At 67.8% G+C, this 19,744-nt stretch carries 20 protein-coding genes and 1 tRNA gene; 9 read left to right on the top strand and 12 right to left on the bottom strand.

Going from position 1 to position 19,744, the window contains the following annotated elements; genetic code table 11:
* Positions 1-116 precede the first annotated feature (116 nt).
* The 4 genes from ACRAQ3_RS01245 to ACRAQ3_RS01230 form a co-directional block, all read right to left on the bottom strand.
* Positions 117-193 (bottom strand) — tRNA-Arg (locus ACRAQ3_RS01245).
* A 106-nt stretch (positions 194-299) separates the two neighbouring features.
* Positions 300-1,697, bottom strand: coding sequence for a sensor histidine kinase (locus ACRAQ3_RS01240; protein ID WP_269395603.1), 1,398 nt, complete (start codon positions 1,695-1,697; stop codon positions 300-302).
* A 34-nt stretch (positions 1,698-1,731) separates the two neighbouring features.
* Complete coding sequence (locus ACRAQ3_RS01235) at positions 1,732-3,150, bottom strand: dihydrolipoyl dehydrogenase family protein (RefSeq protein WP_432255375.1); 1,419 nt, start codon at positions 3,148-3,150, stop codon at positions 1,732-1,734.
* Positions 3,147-3,893, bottom strand: coding sequence for a TVP38/TMEM64 family protein (locus tag ACRAQ3_RS01230; protein WP_432255374.1), 747 nt, complete (start codon positions 3,891-3,893; stop codon positions 3,147-3,149). Before ACRAQ3_RS01230 ends, ACRAQ3_RS01235 begins: the two co-directional genes overlap by 4 nt.
* A gap of 242 nt (positions 3,894-4,135) precedes the next feature.
* Between ACRAQ3_RS01230 and rpmH the strand changes: the two genes are divergently transcribed.
* From rpmH to ACRAQ3_RS01185, 9 genes are all read left to right on the top strand, one after another.
* Complete coding sequence (gene rpmH / locus ACRAQ3_RS01225; RefSeq protein WP_017928060.1) at positions 4,136-4,270, top strand: 50S ribosomal protein L34; 135 nt, start codon at positions 4,136-4,138, stop codon at positions 4,268-4,270.
* Positions 4,271-4,302: 32 nt separating this feature from the next.
* A complete protein-coding gene (gene rnpA, locus ACRAQ3_RS01220; protein WP_269395600.1) occupies positions 4,303-4,683 on the top strand; it encodes a ribonuclease P protein component in 381 nt (126 codons plus the stop codon).
* Positions 4,680-4,901 (top strand): membrane protein insertion efficiency factor YidD, encoded by a 222-nt coding sequence (gene yidD, locus ACRAQ3_RS01215; RefSeq protein WP_432255373.1) that lies wholly within the window; start codon positions 4,680-4,682, stop codon positions 4,899-4,901. The genes rnpA and yidD overlap by 4 nt, the downstream gene beginning before the upstream one ends.
* Positions 4,902-5,133: 232 nt before the next feature.
* Positions 5,134-5,997: a tRNA 2-thiocytidine(32) synthetase TtcA gene (gene ttcA / locus ACRAQ3_RS01210; RefSeq protein WP_269395598.1), complete on the top strand. Its 864-nt coding sequence runs from the start codon at positions 5,134-5,136 to the stop codon at positions 5,995-5,997.
* A 131-nt stretch (positions 5,998-6,128) separates the two neighbouring features.
* Positions 6,129-7,667, top strand: a complete 1,539-nt coding sequence (locus ACRAQ3_RS01205) for a putative bifunctional diguanylate cyclase/phosphodiesterase (RefSeq protein WP_432255372.1) — start codon at positions 6,129-6,131, stop codon at positions 7,665-7,667.
* A 138-nt stretch (positions 7,668-7,805) separates the two neighbouring features.
* Entirely contained in the window at positions 7,806-9,641 is a 1,836-nt protein-coding gene (yidC, locus tag ACRAQ3_RS01200) for a membrane protein insertase YidC (RefSeq protein ID WP_432255371.1), read from the top strand.
* Between the two features lie 5 nt (positions 9,642-9,646).
* Positions 9,647-10,297, top strand: a complete 651-nt coding sequence (gene yihA, locus ACRAQ3_RS01195; protein WP_085894951.1) for a ribosome biogenesis GTP-binding protein YihA/YsxC — start codon at positions 9,647-9,649, stop codon at positions 10,295-10,297.
* A 33-nt stretch (positions 10,298-10,330) separates the two neighbouring features.
* The gene (gene argB, locus ACRAQ3_RS01190; protein ID WP_432255370.1) at positions 10,331-11,227 is read left to right on the top strand and encodes an acetylglutamate kinase; all 897 of its coding nucleotides are present in this window, start codon (positions 10,331-10,333) and stop codon (positions 11,225-11,227) included.
* The gene (locus ACRAQ3_RS01185; protein ID WP_432255369.1) at positions 11,224-11,718 is read left to right on the top strand and encodes a SixA phosphatase family protein; all 495 of its coding nucleotides are present in this window, start codon (positions 11,224-11,226) and stop codon (positions 11,716-11,718) included. Before argB ends, ACRAQ3_RS01185 begins: the two co-directional genes overlap by 4 nt.
* Positions 11,719-11,805: 87 nt before the next feature.
* Here ACRAQ3_RS01185 and ACRAQ3_RS01180 read toward each other — a convergent pair whose 3' ends face one another.
* The 8 genes from ACRAQ3_RS01180 to ACRAQ3_RS01145 all read right to left on the bottom strand — a co-directional run bounded on the left by ACRAQ3_RS01180 (position 11,806) and on the right by ACRAQ3_RS01145 (position 19,650).
* The gene (locus tag ACRAQ3_RS01180; RefSeq protein WP_269395593.1) at positions 11,806-12,597 is read right to left on the bottom strand and encodes an amino acid ABC transporter ATP-binding protein; all 792 of its coding nucleotides are present in this window, start codon (positions 12,595-12,597) and stop codon (positions 11,806-11,808) included.
* Positions 12,598-12,607: 10 nt separating this feature from the next.
* Complete coding sequence (locus ACRAQ3_RS01175; RefSeq protein WP_432255368.1) at positions 12,608-13,924, bottom strand: amino acid ABC transporter permease; 1,317 nt, start codon at positions 13,922-13,924, stop codon at positions 12,608-12,610.
* 1 nt (position 13,925) lies between these two features.
* Positions 13,926-15,452 (bottom strand): amino acid ABC transporter permease, encoded by a 1,527-nt coding sequence (locus ACRAQ3_RS01170; RefSeq protein WP_432255367.1) that lies wholly within the window; start codon positions 15,450-15,452, stop codon positions 13,926-13,928.
* Positions 15,453-15,587: 135 nt separating this feature from the next.
* Positions 15,588-16,607: an amino acid ABC transporter substrate-binding protein gene (locus ACRAQ3_RS01165; protein ID WP_085894957.1), complete on the bottom strand. Its 1,020-nt coding sequence runs from the start codon at positions 16,605-16,607 to the stop codon at positions 15,588-15,590.
* Between the two features lie 259 nt (positions 16,608-16,866).
* A complete protein-coding gene (locus ACRAQ3_RS01160) occupies positions 16,867-17,574 on the bottom strand; it encodes an ATP12 family chaperone protein (RefSeq protein WP_432255366.1) in 708 nt (235 codons plus the stop codon).
* Positions 17,574-18,245: an HAD-IA family hydrolase gene (locus tag ACRAQ3_RS01155; protein WP_432255365.1), complete on the bottom strand. Its 672-nt coding sequence runs from the start codon at positions 18,243-18,245 to the stop codon at positions 17,574-17,576. Before ACRAQ3_RS01155 ends, ACRAQ3_RS01160 begins: the two co-directional genes overlap by 1 nt.
* On the bottom strand, positions 18,242-19,300 hold the full coding sequence (locus ACRAQ3_RS01150; RefSeq protein ID WP_432255364.1) for an RluA family pseudouridine synthase: 1,059 nt from the start codon (positions 19,298-19,300) through the stop codon (positions 18,242-18,244). Before ACRAQ3_RS01150 ends, ACRAQ3_RS01155 begins: the two co-directional genes overlap by 4 nt.
* Positions 19,297-19,650 carry a fluoride efflux transporter FluC gene (locus ACRAQ3_RS01145; protein ID WP_269395587.1) on the bottom strand — a complete coding sequence of 118 codons (354 nt, stop codon included), beginning with the start codon at positions 19,648-19,650 and terminating at the stop codon, positions 19,297-19,299. Before ACRAQ3_RS01145 ends, ACRAQ3_RS01150 begins: the two co-directional genes overlap by 4 nt.
* Positions 19,651-19,744: the final 94 nt, after the last annotated feature.

The following is a 19,744-nucleotide window of genomic DNA, read 5'->3' as shown; positions in this document are numbered from 1 at the left end:
TCCGGAGGTATCGCGGGTTCGCCGGATTTCGAGTCCCCGGTCTGAAAAGATAGCATTCGAAACGACGAAAGCCCCCGGAGGGGCTTCATCGATCTCTGGTTCCGAATGGGAGGAAGTGGCGGACTGGGGAGGATTCGAACCCCCGACCCCTTGATTCGTAGTCAAGTACTCTATCCAACTGAGCTACCAGTCCGCTGTAGAGTGAGGCCGATCTACCGTCCGGTGCCGGGACATGCAAGGGCCGTTTTCGAGAAATCTTCACGTTTCTGCCCGACCTCCCTCCTGCCGTAGCGGCAGGCCTAGCCGACTGCCAGCTGAGGGGCGCTGCGCGGCAGGCAGATCGCGAACTGGGTGCCGGTCTCGTCGCTGCGCGTCAGTTCGAGCCGGCCGCCATGACCGCGCACCAGCTCGGCGGCGATGGCAAGGCCCAGCCCGGTGCCACCCTTGGCCACGCCGCCGCGAAACGCCCGGAACAGATGCTCCCGCGCCTTGGGCGGCAGGCCCGGCCCGGTATCGGTGACGAAGATCCACCAGGCGTCCTCGTCTTCGCGCGCCGAAACGGTGACGCGCCCGCCCCCGCCCTTCGCCATGATCGCCTGCCGCGCGTTGCGCACGAGGTTCGACAGCACGCGGAACAGCTGCTCGGCATCGGCGCGCAGCACCAGCCCCGGCGGCACCTCGTCGTGGAACTCGACCTCGCCGCCCTCGCCCGCGGCGAGCCGCTCCGCCTCCAGCACTTCCGTGACCAGGGCCGCCAGCGGCAGCCGGGCGAGTTGTGGCGGCGGCTCCTCGGCACGTCCGAAGGCCAGCGACGATTCGCACAGGTTCACAGCGCGGGTGATCGAGCCGACCAGCTTGGGCGCCATGCGCTTGACCAGCGGATCCTCGGAGCTGTCGAGCCGGTCGGCGAAGAGCTGCGCCGAGGTAAGGATGTTGCGCAGGTCATGGCTGACCTTGGCCACGCCGGAGCCGAGCTGGGCCAGCCGGTCCTTCTGGCGCAGCGCCGAGGTGAGCTGCGTTTCCATCGCCTGCAGCGCCGTCTCGGCCTCGCGCAGTTCGCGCAGCCCGGCGCGCGGCGCGATGATCCGGCGCGCATCCTCGGGCGCGTCGGCATAGCTCTGGATCTGCGCCACCACCCGCTTGATCGGGGTCACCAGAAAGGCCTGCACCGCGGCGAAGAGGAGCGCCGCCGTCACCACCGAGATCACCGCCGAGAGAATCAGGATGCGCAGACCGTATTCCAGCATTTCGGCGCGCAACGGCGCCTCGTCCATCGTCACCTCGATCAGAAGCCCGCCCTGCTGCACCGGGTCGCCGATCACCCGGATGATCCGCTCATCGGCGTCGAGAAGGGTGCGCAGCGCGTCGCGGATCAGCTGCAGCGCGGAATCATTGCGCAGATCGTAGGTGGCGTGGATCGGCTCTGGTATCGGCGAGGACAGCGCGAGCTGGCGCACCTCGTCGCGCCGGAGCACGACGTTGTAGACGCCGGCATTCTCCAGAAGCTCCGCCTCGAGATCGGCGTCGAGCGTCTCCGAGGCCAACAGCGCCAGCGAGGCGATCTGCGCCCGCTCGAGCCGCAGTTGCAGGTAGTCCTGCCGGAATCGCGCCACCGAAGGGACGAAGATCAGCACCTCGGCCAGCATCACGAAGACCGTGGTCAGAGCGAGGAATCGTCCGGAGAGGGTATTGAACATCTGGTCCCTTTTGCGCCGCCGGGCGGCCGGACCCTCAAGGAACCCAGCGCTGGACCGCCCGGACGGCTGTCTTCACCCATTCGTTATCAAACAGGCTGGCGCTGAAATAGTTGCCCGCTGCACGTTTGTTGATTTCACCGCGGCTCGGATAGGGCAGCACGGCGCCGGCGATCTTCGACAGCTTGGTGCCGCTGGCGATGGCGATGGCCCAGACGCCGATCAGGTCGCCCGCCTCCGGCCCGAGGATCGTCGCGCCCACGGGGCGGCCCTTGACCGCCATCAGCTTCAGCATCCCCTCGGTGCGGCCCTCGGCGATGGCGCGGTCGTTCTCGTCGAAGCGCGCGCGGATCACCTTGAGCGCATCGCCATGCCTCTCGCGCGCCTCCGCTTCGGTCAATCCCACCTGCGCGAGGCCCGGATCGGTATAGGTGGCCCACGGGATATGCGCGGTCTTGGCCTTTGATGGCAGGCCGAACAGCATCGAGCGGATGATCACACCGGCATGGTAGCCCGCCACATGTGTGAACATCAGCCCGCCGGCGGCGTCGCCGACGGCATAGACGCGACGATTCGTCTCCGAGCGCAGATCGGCACCCACGGCGATGCCCCTGGGGCCATGTTTCACGTGTGCCACGTCGAGCCCGAGCCCGTCGGTCACCACCTCGCGGCCCACGGCAAGCAGCAGATGCGTCCCTTTGAAGGCGCCCTTCTCGGTCTCGACCCGGATCGCGCCGGCCTCGCCGGAAACGCGCGTGACCTTGGCCTGCTCCTCGATGCGGATGCCCTCCTCGCGCAGCATCGACAAGAGCTGGCCCGCCAGTTCGGGATCGTCCTTGCCCAGCGCCCGGGCGCCCTCGATCACAGTCACCTCGCAACCGAGCCTGCGATGCGCCTGCGCCATTTCGAGGCCGATCGGCCCGCCGCCGATGATCAGCAGATGGTTCGGCTTCTCGCGCAGATCGAAGATCGTCTCGTTGGTAAGGAAAGGCGTCTCTTCGATGCCGTCGATCGGCGGCACCAGCGGACGCGAACCGGTGGCGAGCACGAAGCGGCGCGCCTTGACGGTGGTATCGCCCGCCCGGAGTTCGTCGGGAGAGGTGAAACAGGCATGTTCGCGGATCACCGTGACGCCGAAACCCTCGTAACGCTCCTGCGAATCGACCGGCGCGATGGTGGCGATGCTGCGCGCGACATGGTCCTTCACCGCGGCGAAATCGATCTCCGGCACAGTCGGCGTGATCCCCATCTCGACGCCCTTGGTCATTGCATGCGCCTGCTTGGCCGCGGCCAGCATCGCCTTGGAGGGCACGCAGCCGCGATTGAGGCAGTCGCCGCCCATCTCGCCCTTCTCGATCAGCACCACGCGCGCGCCCATCTGCGCCGCGCCGGCCGCGACCGAAAGCCCCCCCGATCCGGCGCCGATGATGCAGATGTCGCAGTCGATATGGCTCATGCGAGGCCTTTCCGGCCCTTCACGGCCTTGATGAGAAGCGGCAGCGCCGAAAGCGCGGCCAGTCCGAGCAGCGGCAAGAGCACCTGCGGCTCGAAGATGATGCCGAGATCGGGGGTCTCTCCGGCGGCGAAGACCGCGCCCAGACCCGCACCGACGGATGTGAAGACCAGCGCGCCCGGCGTGATGCCCAGAAGCGTGGTGATCGCGAAGGGCACCAGCCCCACGCCGACCAGCGCCGGCAGCAGGTTGGCCACGAAGAAGGGCACGACCGGCAACAGCCGCAGCAGGAACAGCATCGACCACTGGTTTTCCTGGATGCCCTCCTTGATCCGCTTCAGCCGGCCTTCGGATGTATCCATGCCCTTCGACAGCCGCCGCCCCAACCCGGCGCGCGCCGCGAGAAAGATCAGCACCGCGCCCAGCGTCGCGCCGACGACGTTGAACAACACGCCCGGAAAGGTCCCGAACAGGAAACCGCCGGTGAGCGTCGCCACGGTGGCCCCGGGCAACGAGAAGGCCACGATCGCCACATAGGCGGCGACGAAGCCCGCCACGGCCAGCGCGTAATTGGCGTCGCGCCAGGCGATCAGTGCCTCGCGGTTGTCGCGCAGCGTCTCGAAGCTCAGCACGTCCCGCAGGAAGAAGGCCCCGATCAGCGCCACCGCGCCGATCACGAGAATCGGCAGGTAACGAGGCCGGCCGGTACGCGCGGGCCCCGGCTCATCCGTGTTTTCGCTGCTCATAAGTGCCTCGCGGGACATGTCATATCTTCAGACATGCACCGGCGCCGGGGCCGCGCCCAGCCCCCTCGCGCCCTGTTGATCCGAGGCACGCGACTGTAACATTGCGCATCGGGCAGGATTCCGGCCCGCCCCGCGTTGACAGGGTGCCGATGCCTCTTTATGGCACGGGCTTCGAATGATGGCAGGCCCCGAATCCGGCATGGACGGCGGACGGCGCGGCCCCTTGAGACGGAGAAAGCGCAATGAAACGCACGTTCCAACCCTCGAACCGTGTGCGCAAGTCGCGTCACGGCTTCCGCGCCCGCATGGCCACCAAGGCCGGCCGGAAGATCATCAACGCCCGCCGCGCGCAGGGCCGCAAGGTGCTGAGCGCCTGATCACCCAAGTGGTGACGGACCAGAAGACCCCCGTGGCCGGCAGAGATGCCGCCGCGAAGGGGTCTTTCGGCGTTGGTATCGACAAGATCCGCAAACGCCCCGACTTCCTGCGCGCCGCCCGGGCGCTGCGGCAGGGCACGACCGGATTCCACCTGCAGGCCAACCCGCGCGGCGATGGCTCCGATGCCGTGCGCATCGGCTTCACCTGCTCCAAGAAGGTCGGGAACGCGGTCGCGCGCAACCGGGCCAAGCGCCGCCTGCGCGAGGTGGCCCGCAAGGTGCTGCCCGAGCAGGGCCGCGCCGGCTGGGACTACGTGCTGATTGGCCGGGCCGAGGTCACCGCCACGCATGATCTCGAGCAGATGGCCCGCGATCTCGAATGGGCGCTGTCCCGCGTCCACGCCCAGGCATGAGCCCGCTCGCGCAGGTCTTGGCCCTGCCGGTGCGGCTCTACCGCCTCACCTTCTCGCCGATAGTGGGCCATGGCTGCCGATTTCACCCGACCTGCTCGGCCTATGCGCTCGAGGCGCTGGAACGGCATGGCGGCCTCAAGGGCGGTTGGCTGGTGCTGCGCCGCCTCGCTCGCTGCCACCCTTGGGGCGGCAGCGGCATCGACAACGTGCCCGACTGACACCTGCCGGGCCGGTCACTGCCGGAGCCTGATGACGCCTCGGGCGATCCGGTCGCCGGCCCTGTCCTAGCTAGGTGTCCGGATTCATGTGGATGATGATCACCACGCCGTCCTCGTCGAACGGGCTTCATCGGCACCCTCTTCCAAACCGCCTGCGGCCACCCCTGCTCCCGGGCCTTTCCTCGCGGGCGCGCGCGTGGCATATCCCCGCCGATCGAAAGGAGCCCCGATCATGCTCGACGACGCTCAGGACGACCTTCAGGACGACATCCACCCACTCTTTGCCGGCGCGCCCAAGACCACGGAGTTCCGCAAGCTGCGCAAGCGGATCATCCGCGACACCCGCGAGGCGATCGAGAAATACGGCATGGTCGAGCGTGGCGCGCGCTGGCTCGTCTGCCTGTCGGGCGGCAAGGACAGCTACACCCTGCTCGCCGCGCTGACCGAGCTGCAATGGCGCGGGCTGCTCCCTGTCGAGATCCTGGCCTGCAACCTCGATCAGGGCCAGCCGGGCTTTCCGGCGACCGTGCTGCCGGAGTTCCTCGAACGCATGGGCGTGCCGCACCGCATCGAGTATCAGGACACCTACTCCATCGTCATGGACAAGGTCCCGCAGGGGCGCACCATGTGCGCGCTCTGTTCGCGCCTGCGCCGCGCCAATCTCTACCGTGTCGCCCGGGAGGAGGGCTGCTCGGCCGTGGTGCTGGGCCATCACCGTGACGACATGCTCGAGACCTTCTTCCTCAACCTGTTCCACGGCGGCAAGATCGCGACGATGCCGCCCAAGCTGGTCAATGACGAGGGCGACCTGTTCCTCTACCGCCCGCTCGCTCATGTGGCCGAGGCCGATTGCGAGAAGTTCGCGACCGCGATGAACTATCCGATCATCCCCTGCGATCTCTGCGGCAGTCAGGACGGGCTGCAGCGTCAGCAGATCAAGCAGATGATCGACCAGTGGGAGAAGAACGCCCCCGGCCGACGCCAGAAGATGTTCGCCGCGCTGAGCCAGGTCCGACCGAGCCACATGCTCGATCCGGCGCTGTTCGACTTCGCGGGGCTCGGTTTGACCGGCAGCGCCGACAAGGCGGGCGATTGAGGCAATTCTAACAACTCCCCCTCCCGGCCGTTAACGCGCCGCTCAGATCGCTATCCTAATCTGCAATCCGTTCAGGCTGGGCGCCGCCGCGCCCTGCCGCCCATCGCGGAATGGATGCATGGATGCGCAGCATGGCTCGAACCCACCTGCTTCAGGGATGCGCCCCGATCCTCGGGCGAATCGGCTGGCCGGCGCGGCTGCTGGGTCAGGTCCTTGCACCGTTGCTGCTGCTGGGCGCGCTCCTTCTGGGCGGGGCGCCGGGCGCCGCAATGGTGGCGGCGGCGCTACCGCTCACCATCGCCGCCGCTCTGGGCCGACCGATCCTGTCGACCTGCACCTCTCTGGATTCGCTGACCGGGCTGGGCGACCGCCGGTCCCTGACCGCCGCACTCGACCGGATGCTGCTGCGCGGACACCGCGGGGCGCAGGGGGCGGCAGCGATGGTGATCGAGATCGACGGCTTCAAACGGATCGAGCAGCGCCACGACCGCATGGCGGTCGAACGAGTGCTGCGGGTGGTGGGCGAGCGGCTGCAGGACGGGCTGCGCGCCGATGACAGCCTGTCGCGCCTCGACGGGCCCTGCTACGGCGTGGCGCTCGCCCCCGACCGCCGGCTCGACCTCGAATCCGCGATCCAGCTGGGGCAGCGGTTGCAACAGGCATTGGCCGAACCGATCGAGGTGGGGGACACGCAGGCGCATGTCACCGCCTCGGTTGGCTTTGCGCTGGCGGGGAAGAGCCCCTCCTCCGACGGGACCGCGCTGCTGCAGGCGGCGACCCTGGCTCTGATCGAGGCGCAGCGCGGAGGCGCGGCCTCGATCCGCAGCTATTCCAGCGCGATGCAGCACCGCGTCAGCATCCGCAACAGCCTCTCGGACGAGATTGCCGCCGCGCTCGATCGTGGCGACATCACCGCGCATTTCCAGCCGCAGATCTCGATCCCTGACGGTCGGGTCAGCGGTGTCGAGGCGCTGGCGCGCTGGCACCACGCGGATCGGGGCTTGATTCCCCCCGCCGAATTTCTGCCCGTCGCGGAGCAGGCCGGGCTGATGGGGCGGCTGGGTGAGGTGATGGTTCAGGACGGGCTCAACGCCTTGCGGCTTTGGGACGCGGCGGGGCTGGCGGTGCCCCGGGTCGCGGTCAATTTCTCACAAAGCGAGCTGGCCGACCCCCGTCTGATCGATCGGCTCGCCTGGGAGCTGGATCGCTTCGACCTGTCGCCGGACCGGCTCGTGATCGAAGTGCTGGAGACCGTCGTGGCGCAGCGCATCGAGGACATGGTGGTGCGCAACCTCTCCGGGCTGGCCCGGCTGGGCTGCCGGCTCGACCTCGATGATTTCGGCACCGGCCATGCCGCGATCACCGCGATCCGCCGCTTTTCGATCCAGCGCATCAAGATCGACCGGTCCTTCGTCAGCCGGATCGACAGCGACGCCGAGCAGCAAAAGATGGTCTCGGCGATTCTGACCATGGCCGAGCGGCTTGGGCTCGAGACCCTTGCCGAAGGAGTCGAGACCCAAGGCGAGCGCGAGATGCTGGCCAAGCTGGGATGCGGCCATGCCCAGGGTTTTGGCATTGCCCGCCCGTTGCCGCGCCCCGAAGCCGAGGCTTGGATCCGGGCCCGCCTCGCCGATGCGACCGCCCCCGATCGCGCCCGCCGCGCCATCTGAACGCCACGCGCGGGGCCCTGCCGGAATGGGCGAACGGCGCCGCGGCAGGGGCGCGCCGCGGGCGAAAGAGCTTGACCTTCGGACCCTCGCCCTGTTGAACCGCCACTGACCTTTTCCGGCGATCCGAGGCAGCTTTTCATGGACGATCAGAACAAGAACCTGATCCTGGCGACAGTGCTCAGCCTGGTGGTGATCCTGGGCTGGTTCCTGATCTTTCCTCCCGAGGAGCAGGCGCCCTCGCCGGAGATCGACGAGATCTCGACCGCGCCCACCGAGGATCTGGGCCCCGGCACCGCCTCTGACGCGGTACCCGGCAGCGCGCTGGAGCAAGCTGCCCCGGTGGCGCAGGAAGCGCCCCGCGTCACCGTCGAAACGCCGAGCCTGACCGGTTCGCTGTCGCTGCGCGGCGGCCGGATCGACGACCTGTCCCTTGCCGACTACCACGAGACGCTCGACCCCGAGAGCCCGCTGGTGCGGCTGCTGTCGCCTGTCGGCTCCGACACGCCCTATTACGCGGTCTGGGGCTGGGCCCCGGTCGGCGGCGAGGCCGGCCCCCTGCCCGGCCCGGACACGCTGTGGACGCTGGAAAGCGGCGAGACGCTGACCCCCGACAGCCCCGTGACGCTGTCTTGGGACAACGGCGAAGGCCTCGTTTTCCGCCGCACCGTTTCGGTCGATGACAAGTTTATGTTCGACGTCGAGCAGACCGTCGAGAACACCACCGAAGCGCCCGTCACCCTCGCCCCCTACGGCTTCGTGGCGCGGCATGGGGAGCCGGACACCCAAGGCTTCTTCATCCTGCATGAAGGCGTGGTGCGGATGACCGACGGCACGCTCGAGGAGATCGACTACGGCGACATGCCCGATCTCGAACCCGATGCCCGCGGCGCGGGCCGGGTCGACGTGGCCGAGGTCGCCGGCAACGGCTGGACCGGCTTCACCGACAAGTACTGGATGACCACGCTGATCCCCGAGCCGGGCACGCCGTTCCGCTCCGTAGTGCGTTATTCCGACCGTTCCGAGGTGTACCAGACCGATGCCGTGCTGCCAGCTGTCGAGGTCGCGCCCGGCGCCACCGCCTCTTCCGAAACCCGCCTCTTCGCGGGTGCCAAGGAATGGGAGGCGATCCGCGGCTACCAGAACGAAGGCGGCATCGAAGGCTTCGTCGACAGCATCGACTGGGGTTGGTTCTTCTTCCTGACCAAGCCGATCTTCATGCTGCTGCACTTCCTCAACGGGCTGATCGGCAACATGGGCTGGGCGATCGTCGCGCTGACCGTGATCCTCAAGGCGATCGTGTTCCCGCTGGCCTACCGCTCCTACGTCTCGATGGCGCGGATGAAGGAACTCCAGCCCGAGATGGAGAAGCTCAAGGAGCAGGCCGGCGACGACCGCCAGAAGCTCCAGCAGGGCATGATGAAGCTCTACAAGGAGAACAAGGTGAACCCGGCCTCGGGCTGCCTGCCGATCCTGCTGCAGATCCCGATCTTCTTCTCGCTCTACAAGGTGATCTTCGTCACCATCGAACTGCGCCATGCCGAGTGGTTCGGCTGGATCCGCGACCTCTCGGCGCCGGACCCGTCCTCGATCCTCAACCTGTTCGGCCTGCTGCCCTTCGACGCGCCCGATCCGACCAGCTTTCTCGCGATCATCTCGCTGGGCGTCCTGCCGATCTTTCTGGGCATCTCGATGTGGCTGCAGCAGAAGCTGAACCCGGCCCCCACCGATCCGACCCAGAAGATGGTCTTCGCCTGGATGCCTTGGGTGTTCATGTTCATGCTCGGCAACTTCGCCGCCGGCTTGGTGCTCTACTGGATCACCAACAACGTGATCACCTTCGTCCAGCAATACGCGATCATGCGCAGCCATGGTGCCAAGCCGGACGTGTTCGGCAACATCCGCTCGGGCTTCAAGCGCAAGCCCAAGCCCGCCGAGGCCAAGGCCGCCAACGCGCCCGGGAAGCCGAAGAAGTGAGCGGCATGCAGATGAGCTTTCCCGAGGCCGCCCCGCCCGAGCCCGACGCGGCCGAGGCGGGGCGGCTTCTGTTTGCCGGCGAGGTCGAGTTCCTCAAGGGCGTGGTCGCGATGTCGGGCCTGCCGCCCGCCGACCGGCTGGAGGTCTGCTTCGCGGGGCGCTCCAACGTCGGCAAGTCGTCCCTGATCAACGCGCTCACGGGGCGCAAGGCGCTGGCGCGCGCCTCCAACACGCCGGGGCGCACCCAGGAGATCAACTTCTTCACCGCCGCCGACAGCCACTACATCGTCGACCTGCCGGGCTACGGCTTTGCCAACGCGCCGGTCGCGGTGGTCGAGAAGTGGCAGCGGCTGTTGAAGCAATACCTTTCGGGCCGCCCCACCCTGCGCCGGGCCTTCGTGTTGATCGACGCGCGCCACGGTGCCAAGAAGGTCGACGAAGAGATCATGACGCTGCTCGACCGCTCGGCGGTGCCGTTCCAGGTCGTGATGACCAAGATCGACAAGGTGAAGAAGAGCGAGCTGGAGCAGAGCCTCGGCCTGACCCGCGCCGCGCTGGCCAAACACCCGGCCGCCTATCCCGAGCTGGTACTGACCAGCTCCGAGAAGGGCGACGGCATCGAGACGCTCCGCGCGATCATCGCGGGGCTTTCCTGACGCCTTTCCTGACGCATTGAACAGGGGCCTCTGATGAGGACGCAGAAGATGGATCGAGACTGGATCGCCACCGCCAAGACGCTCTCGGAAGCCCTGCCCTACCTGCAGCGCTATTCCGGCGCGATCGTCGTGGTGAAGTTCGGCGGCAACGCCATGGGCGACGCCGATGCGATGGCCGAGTTTGCCCGCGACATCGTGCTGATGCGCCAGGTCGGCGTGAACCCGGTGGTCGTGCATGGCGGCGGGCCGATGATCAACGAAATGCTCGGCAAGCTCGGCATCAAGTCCGATTTCGTGCGCGGCAAGCGCGTCACCGACCAGGCCACCGTCGAGGTGGTCGAAATGGTGCTGACCGGTCTCGTCAACAAGCGCATCGTTCAGGCCATCATGGATGAGGGCGGCCGCGCCGTCGGTCTCTCGGGCAAGGATGACGACCTGATTGTCGCGGTGGCCGACGATCCCGAGCTGGGCTTCGTGGGCCGCCCGGTCGAGATGAACGTGCAGGTGCTGCGCGACATGTTCGGCGCCGGCATCATCCCGGTGGTCGCGCCGGTGGCGACCGGCATGGACCCGAACGAGACCTTCAACGTCAACGGAGACACCGCCGCCGGTGCCATCGCCGGCGCGCTCAAGGCGGATCGGCTGCTGCTGCTGACCGACGTGTCGGGCGTCAAGGATGCGAGCGGCGAGGTCGTCACCCAGCTATCCCCCGAGCAGGTCCGTCAGATGACCGCCGACGGCACCATCGCCGGCGGCATGATCCCCAAGACCGAGACGGCGCTGATGGCGCTGGAGCAGGGCGTGCGCGCCGTGGTGATCCTCGACGGCCGCCTGCCCAATGCCTCGCTGCTGGAACTGTTCACCGAGCATGGCGCCGGTTCGATCATTCGCTCGAGCGAGAGCCGGATGAAGCCGCGCAACGAGACATGAGCCTCGAACTCGTCCTGATCCGCCACGCCAAGTCCGATTGGGGCGATTCCGGGCTGCGCGACCGTGCTCGGCCGCTGGCGGCGCGCGGCCGCCGCGACGCGCCGCGCATGGGTGCTTGGCTCGCGGCGGGTGGGCACGTGCCCCAACTGGTGCTCTGCTCGGACGCCGTGCGCACGCGCGAGACGCTGGCGCTGATGCAGCCCGAATGGGCCGAGGCGCCCGAGATCCGCCACGAGGCCACGCTCTACGCCGCCCCGCCGCGCCAGCTTCTGGCGGCGCTGAAGGACGTGCGGGCCCAGCGGGTTGCACTCGTCGCCCACAACCCCGGCATCGGCCGCCTCGCCGCCGATCTGGCGTCCGAGGCCCCGGCGCATCCGCGTTTTCGCGACTACCCGACCTGCGCGGTCACGGTGCTGCAATTCGATGCGCGGGACTGGGCCGCGATCGGCAAGGGCCGCGTCGCCGCCTTCGGCATTCCCGCCGACCTCTGAACGGCGAAAGGGGGCCGCTTTCGCGCCCCCCTTCCCTGCTTCATTGGCTGAACGCCCGTCTTCGCGGCCTTTCGCGCCGCGTCGCGGTCAATGGCCGAGGATCTGGCTCAGGAACAGCTTCGTCCGGTCGGATTTCGGGTTCTTGAAGAAGGCCTCCGGCTCGTTCTGCTCGACGATCTGGCCCTGATCCATGAAGATCACCCGGTTGGCGACCTGCCGCGCGAAGCCCATCTCGTGGGTCACGCAGAGCATGGTCATGCCCTCCTCGGCCAGCTCGATCATGGTGTCGAGCACCTCCTTGATCATCTCCGGATCGAGCGCCGAGGTCGGCTCGTCGAACAGCATGATCCGCGGCTTCATGCACAGGCTCCGCGCGATGGCGACGCGCTGCTGCTGACCGCCCGAGAGCTGGCCGGGATACTTGTGTGCCTGCTCGGGGATCTTCACCTTCTCGAGGAAATGCATCGCGATTTCCTCGGCTTCGCGCTTGGGGGTCTTGCGGACCCAGATCGGCGCGAGGGTGCAGTTCTCGAGGATCGTCAGATGCGGGAAGAGGTTGAAGTGCTGGAAGCACATCCCGACCTCGGAGCGGATCTTGTCGATGTTCTTCAGATCCGAGGTGAGTTCGATCCCGTCGACCACGATCTTGCCGGCCTGATGCTCCTCGAGCCGGTTGATGCAGCGGATCAGCGTCGACTTGCCCGAGCCCGAAGGCCCACAGATCACGATCCGCTCGCCGCGATAGACGGTGAGGTCGATGTCGCGCAGCACGTGGAACGAGCCGTACCACTTGTTCATGTTCGAAATTTCGATCGCGACCTCGTCGGAGACCTGCATCTGGCTGCGATCGATGGTGCGGGCGGTGGTGGTGTCGGTCATCACACCCTCCTTACTTGTGGCCGCGCTGGAGCTTTTTCTCCAGATACAGCGAATAGCGGGACATGCTGAAGCAGCAGATGAAGAACAGCAGGCCGATGAAGACGAAGAGTTCCCAGTAGATGCCATTCCACGCGGTCGAGGCGCGGATCGCGTTGCTGAGGCCGATCGGGTCCAGCAGGCCGATGAACACCACCAGCGTCGTGTCCTTGAACAGGCCGATGAAGGTGTTGACGATGCCGGGGATCGAGATCTTCAGCGCCTGCGGCAGGATGATCAGCCGCATCGATTGCCAATAGGAGAGGCCGAGGCTGTCGGCGCCCTCGTACTGGCCCTTAGGCAGCGCGGCGAGGCCGCCGCGCACGACCTCGGCGATATAGGCCGCGGCGAAGAGCGTCACCATGATGATGACCCGCAGCATCAGGTCGAAATTGGTCCCCGGCGGCAGGAAGTAGTTCAGCAGCAGGGACGCGGTGAACAGCCAGACGATCAGCGGCACGCCACGGATGATCTCGATGAAGCCCACCGAGATCTTGTTGATGATGAACAGGTCCGACTGCCGCCCCAGCGCCAGGAGGATGCCCAGCGGCAGCGACAGGATGATGCCGGCGATGCCGATGATGAAGGAGAGCATGAACCCGCCGAAATCCTGGCTCGGCACGTATTCGATGCTCAGCGACACCGCCTGCTCCAGTTCCCGCGCGAGCGGGCCCGCCGTGTAGAGCCAGTAGATGATCGGCAGCGCCGCCGCGACGATGGAGGCGATGAGCGTGCCCGCCAAGGGCGCCAGCGCCCGCCACGCGGCCCAGCCCAGCACGAAGCCGAGCGCGACCGAAACCGGGAACCAGACCGAGCCGCCCCAGAGCAACCAGAACATCACGAAGGGCGAGACCGCGGTAAGCGCCAGCGCCTTGCGGGGCGTATGCGGAAACAGCACCGGCGCGATGGCGGCGAGGAAGATGATCAGCGACAGCACCGGGCGCCAGTAGAGTTCGCGCGGGTAGAAGCCGAACATCAGCTGCTGCCAACGGTCGGTCAGCACCGCCCAGCAGGCGGCCGAGGTACCCTCGGGCAGCGTGGCGTCCCGGATCTCTCGGCATTCGCTGAGCGACGAGGCGTCCCAGATGCCCCTGAGCGCCCATGGCATGGTGTGCGACAGCGCCCACCAGATCACGTAGAGCGAGATCAGCGTCGTGATGATGTTGAACCAGCCGGAGAACAGGTTCTCGCGCATCCAGAGGACGGCGCCGCGGTTGCCCGCCGGCGGCTCGGATTGCGGGATCATGCTCTCGCGGACGAAGGAGACGGTTTGCGCATGCGTGTCGGACATCTCAGCGCTCCTTCAGCTTCACGCTGGCGTTGTAGAGGTTCATCGCGCTCGAGATCACGAGGCTGGTGACGAGGTAGAACAGCCCCAGCAGCAGCATCCCCTCCAGCTCCTTGCCGGTCTGGTTGATGGTGATACCGCCCAATGTCGAACGCACATCCATGTAACCCACCGCGATCGCCAGAGACGAGTTCTTGGTGAGGTTGAGATATTGCGAGATCATCGGCGGGATGATGACGCGCAGCGCCTGCGGCAGGATCACCAGCCGCATGGTGCGCGAGGGCTTGATGCCCAGCGCGTAGGCTGCCTCGGTCTGGCCCTTGGACACCGACAGGATGCCACCGCGCACGTTCTCGGCGATGAAGGCGCCGGTATAGAGCGACAGCGCCAGCCACAGCGCGATCAGCGAGTTGCGAAGCTGCAGCCCGCCCTCGAAGTTGAAGCCGCCCAGCACCGGGCGCTCGAACTCCACCGGCATGCCGCGGCGGATCGTGTCGGACAGCGCCACGGCGCCCGCAGGCACGGTGGCGAGATCGACCGAGGCCGGCAGCGACAGCACGTTGCAGTTGCCCGCCTGGAGCGCGGCGAGTGCGCCCGCGGCGTCCTCGACGGCGACGTAGTTGAAGCGGATCTCCTGGCTGCGCATCAGCCGGCGCAGGTTCAGCGATTCGGTGGAGAACGGCACCGCGCAGGCGTTGATCGTCTGCTGGCTGGCGGCGTAATCGGTCAGCGTCATGCCCTCGGTGGCACCGGTGGCCAGCACCGGCTGCGTCACCCGGCCCGAGGTCATGCCCAGCGCCAGGAAGGCGACGGCGGTCGGAACGATCAGCAGCCCCAGCGTGCCCCAGCCGATCGGCAGGATGCGCCCGGTCTGCTCCTGCGTACGATGCGCGTAGCGCCGCCAGAAGAAGATCGCGACCAGCGACACGAGGAACACGGCGAGCAGGATGCCCGCGCCCGCGCCCCAGAACGGCGCCGGGATGAACACGCCGCGATTGGTGATGGCGATGGTGTCGCCGAGGATCATCGAGGCGTCGCCGCCCTCACGGAAATCGCGGGGCTGCGGCGTGGCCTCGGTCATCAGGGCGAAGACGAGAAGGATCCACAGCAGCACGGGGATGTTGCGGAAGCCCTCGACATAGACGGCCATCAGCTTGGCCACGAGCCAGTTCTTGGATAGGCGCAGCACCCCTGCCAGAACGCCGACGACGGTGGCCAGCGCGCAGCCCAGCACCGCGATCAGCAGCGTGTTGAGAATCCCTACCAGCGCGGCTCGGCCATGGGACGAGGCGCTGTCATATTCGATCAGGCGCTGGTTGATGTCGTAGCCCGCGCGCTGGCCGAGAAAGCCGAAGTCGAAATCCTTGCCCAGTGCCGAGAGGTTGGCGATGGTGTTCGATACCAGCCAGCTCAACCCCAGCATCAGCGCGATGAAGGCGATCACCTGGATCGTGAGGGAGCGGTAGCGGGTATCGTAGATGAGTTGGCTCGGCCGGAAACCGGCCTTCGGAGCATCCGAGGTCGTGGTCATGCAATGGTCCCCGTTGGTCCCCTCGCCGGTTGCGCGCCGGTTGCTCCGGCTGCGCCCTGCACTCGGGGGGCGGCGGCGCTTCGCGCCTTGTCCGTGATTGGTGGGGAGGGGCGCGGAACGCCCCTCCCGGGATGCTTAGCGGAACGGCGGCGCGTAGATCAGACCGCCATTGGTCCACTGCGCGTTCAGACCACGCGCCAGACCGATCGGGGTGTTCTCGCCGATGTTCTTCTCGAAGATCTCGCCATAGTTGCCGCCGGCGGCGATCGCGTTCTTGGCCCACTCGTTCTCGAGGCCGATCATCGCGCCCAGCTCGCCCTCGGTGCCCAGCAGGCGGTTCACCTCGGGGTTGGTGCCCGGCGCGGCCGCCAGCTCGTTGACATTGGCCGAGGTCACGCCGAATTCTTCGGCCGCGATCAGCGCGTTGAGGGTCCAGCGCACGATGTCGCCCCACTCGTTGTCGCCATGGCGCACCAGCGGGCCGAGCGGCTCCTTGGAGATGATCTCGGGCAGGATCACGTGCTCGCCCGGGTTCTCGAAGGTGGCGCGGGTCGCGGCGAGGCCGGAGGCGTCGGTGGTGTAGGCGTCGCAGGCACCGGCGAGGTACTGCTGCTGCGCCTCGGCGTTGGTCTCGACTGGGACCGGTTCGTAGCTGATGTTGTTGTTGCGGAAGAAGTCCGCAAGGTTCAGCTCGGTGGTGGTGCCGGTCTGGATGCAGACGGTGGCGCCGTCGAGATCCTTGGCCGAGGACACGCCCAGCGCGGTCGGCACGATGAAGCCCTGGCCGTCATAATAGTTGACGCCGGCGAAATCGAACTTGAGATCGGTGTCGCGCGAGAAGGTCCAGGTGGTGTTGCGCGCCAGCATGTCGATCTCGCCCGAGGCTAGCGCGGTGAAGCGGGTCTGGCCGGTGGTGGGCACGAAGTTGACGGCGGTCGGATCGCCCAGCACGGCGGCGGCGACGGCGCGGCAGACGGCGACGTCGAAGCCCTCCCAGACGCCGTTGGCGTCGGGGGCGCCGAAGCCGGCCAGGCCGGTCACCACGCCGCAGTTCAGCTCGCCCCGCTCCTTGACATCGTCAAGCGTGGCGGCCTGCGCCGCTCCGGCGACGAGACCGGTGACGGTCAGCGCGCCGAAGAGTACGGATTTCTTCATGAATAACCTCTTCCTGAGTTGCGGCCCCTCTTGGCGGGGGCGGCATTCTTGTTGCCGGGCCGCCACGCGGCGCGGCGATCTGCAAGGACCGTTAAGATCCCGACGGCGCCAGTTGGGCAATCTTTCGCCGTCAGGTCAAGGGCTGGCCCCTGTCCTTGCCGGACACAGACGCGGGGTAAATAAGCAGGGGCGCATGCGAAACGGGCGGTTCACCGATGAACCGCCCGCTCAGGATGCGCAGAACCGGTCGAGGTGCCGCCTAGTGCAGCAGCCGCCAGAAGGCGGCCGCGTCGAGGAAGGCGGCGCGCTTGACCTGCGCCATCGCCTCCGCCTCCTCGTCGGCACCCCATTGTTCGATCTGCCATTCCTCGTCGAGCCGCGACAGGCGCCAGGCCTCCTCGGCCTCCAGACGCTCCTCGATGACCGCGAGCGCCAGCACCAGCGAGCCCGACAGTGCCACGAGATCGTGAAAGGCCGCGAGGGCGAATGGCTCCATCTCGCGCACCGGGGCCGACAGCCGGTCCAGCGCGGCCGCGTCCTGCGTTACCGGCATGACGCCGGACACGGTGGAGAGCCCCGCGCCGTAACGCTCCCTCGCCCAGTCGAGCAAGGGGTTCCACTCGACCGCCTGTCGGGCCACCAGCTCGGCCGGGCCGAGGGCCCGGTAGCACAGGAGGTCCGAACCGCCATAGGCCGCCAGCATCTCGGCCACCTCGGCACGCTGCAGGGCGACCTTGTCGATCGCCGAGTTCGAGGTGCGGGTGACCGGCATGCTGCGGGGATCGATCCGCTCCTCCTGGGCCTGCCACTCGGCGGCGACCGCCCGTGCCAGCGCCTGCGTCGGCAGCACCAGCGCCGCCTTGGCGGGGGTGCGCACCGGCCGGCTGTCGAGCAGCACCTGCCAGCCGCCGTCTGTGGGGGCGATGTCGGCCTCTTTCCAGAACCGCTTGGCCTTCCATTCGCTCATCAGGTCGTCTCCGTCAGCTCGTCGAGCGCGGGCGCGAGCCCGGCCCAGTCGTGGATGATCCGGTCGGCCATGAGCCCGGCCGCCGGCTGGTAGCCCCAGCCCACCCCGATCGAGGCCACGCCCGCGGCGCGCGCCATGTCCACGTCGAAGCGGGTGTCGCCCACCATCACGGCCCGCCGCGCCGCCACGCCGGTATCAATGAGCGCGGCCTGGATCATCGCCGGGTTCGGCTTGGAGGGGTGGTCGTCTGCGGTCTGTCGGCTGTGGAACATCCCCTCCAGCCCATGCGCCTCGATCAGCCGGTCGAGCCCGCGCCGCGACTTGCCCGTCGCCACCGCCAAAAGCGTGAAGGGCTCGCCCGCAAGCCGGTCGAGCGCCTCGCGCGTCCCGGGATAGAAGGGGCTGCTTTCGGGCCCATGCGCCTGCCGCAGATCGGCATAGGCGGTGCAGTAGGTCGCGATCATGCGAGCGCGGGTGTCACCGTCCCGGTCCCCCGCCAGCCGCAAGAAGGTCTCGGGCAGCGACAGCCCGACGCCCGACAGCACCCGCTCGCGCGGCGGCGTCTCCAGCCCCTCCGAGGCGAAGGCGGCCGCCATCGCGGCGAGGATGTCGCGCTGGCTGTCGACCAGCGTGCCGTCGACGTCGAAGATCACCAGCCGCAGGTCGCTCATGCCAGCGGGTCGTTCGGATCGAAGGGGTCCATCGGCGCCTCGCGCGCATCCCATCCGAAAAAGTCCCAGGTCCGCTCCATGTGCTCGGGCAGCGGCGCCACGAGTTGCAGCACCGCCTTGGTCACCGGGTGCTCGATCTTCAACGAGCGCGCATGCAGGTGCAGCTTGCGGTCGATCTCGGCGCCAAGGCCGGAGCCCCAGCCATCGCCGAGATTTTCCTGGCTCGAACCGCCATATTTGCCGTCGCCCACAACCGGGTGGCCGATCTCGGCCATGTGGGCGCGCAGCTGGTGGGTGCGCCCCGTCACCGGCACCAGCGCCATCCACGACACCCGCTGTCCCAGCGCGCTGATCGTGGCGAATTCGGTGGTGGCGCGCTTTGCGCCCGGCGTCTTGTCGACCTCGGCGGGGTGGATGCACTGCATCCGCTCGCCCTCGCCCCCCTTGCCATGGCCCATCGCCTTCACGAGGCCGTACTTGATGATGCCCGCGCGCGGCTGCGGCGCACCGGCGACGGCGGCCCAGTAGATCTTGCGTGTCTCGCGGTGCTTGAGGTTCTCGGTCAGCCCCTTGGCGGCGGTGCGGGTGCGCGCCAGCAGCAGCACGCCGGAGGTATCCTTGTCGAGCCGGTGCACGAGGCGCGGCTTGTCCTCGAAGCCGTCGCGCAGCGCCTCGGCGAGACCGTCGACATGCTTGGAAACGCCGGAGCCCCCTTGGGTCGGCAGGCCGGCGGGCTTGTTGATCGCGATGATGTGGTCATCGCGGTAGATCACGCAGCCGCGGATCATCTCCGCGTCCTTCTTGGAAATCTGGCTGCGGTCCACTGGCCGGCTCTCGACCTCGTGCGCCTCGGGAATGGGGGGCACGCGCACGCTCTGGCCGACCTCGAGCCGCGTCGCGGGCTTCACGCGACCGCCCTCGACCCGCAGTTCGCCCTTGCGGCACATCTTCTCGATCCGGGTCTGGACCAGATGGGGAAACCGCCGCTTGAGCCAGCGGTCGAGCCGCTGGTCGCCCTCGTCGGCCCCGACGGTGATGGTCTGCACGCCGCTCATGAAAGGCTCCTTGCGATCCAGAGGCCCAAAGCACAGGCCACGATTGAGAGAATGACCGATCCCGCCACATAGGCCAGCGCCGCGCTCATGCGGCCCGCCTCGACGAGGCGCAGCGCGTCGAGCGAGAAGGCCGAAAAGGTGGTGAAGCCGCCCAGCAGCCCGGTGATCAGCAGCGGCGCCAGAGGCGCGCCGCGACCCGCAAGCCACACGAACAGCGCGCCGATCGCGAAGCTGCCCGCGACGTTCACGGCGACCGTGCCCATGGGAAAGGCCACGGCCTGCCCCACGAGAAATCGCAGGCTCGCGCCCGCGGCGCCACCGAAGGCCACCAATGCAAGGGATGTCATCATCCGCGCGGTGTCGTTGTGCCGGCCCGGCTTGTCAAGCGCCGCCCCTGTTCATCTTTCCCAAATACGCCGGGGGAGGCCGCAGGCCGGGGGCAGC

Origin of the sequence: Limimaricola sp. AA108-03, from assembly GCF_050847355.1 — a bacterium.
Classification (GTDB): domain Bacteria; phylum Pseudomonadota; class Alphaproteobacteria; order Rhodobacterales; family Rhodobacteraceae; genus Limimaricola.
This window is presented reverse-complemented; position numbering and strand designations above follow the sequence as displayed.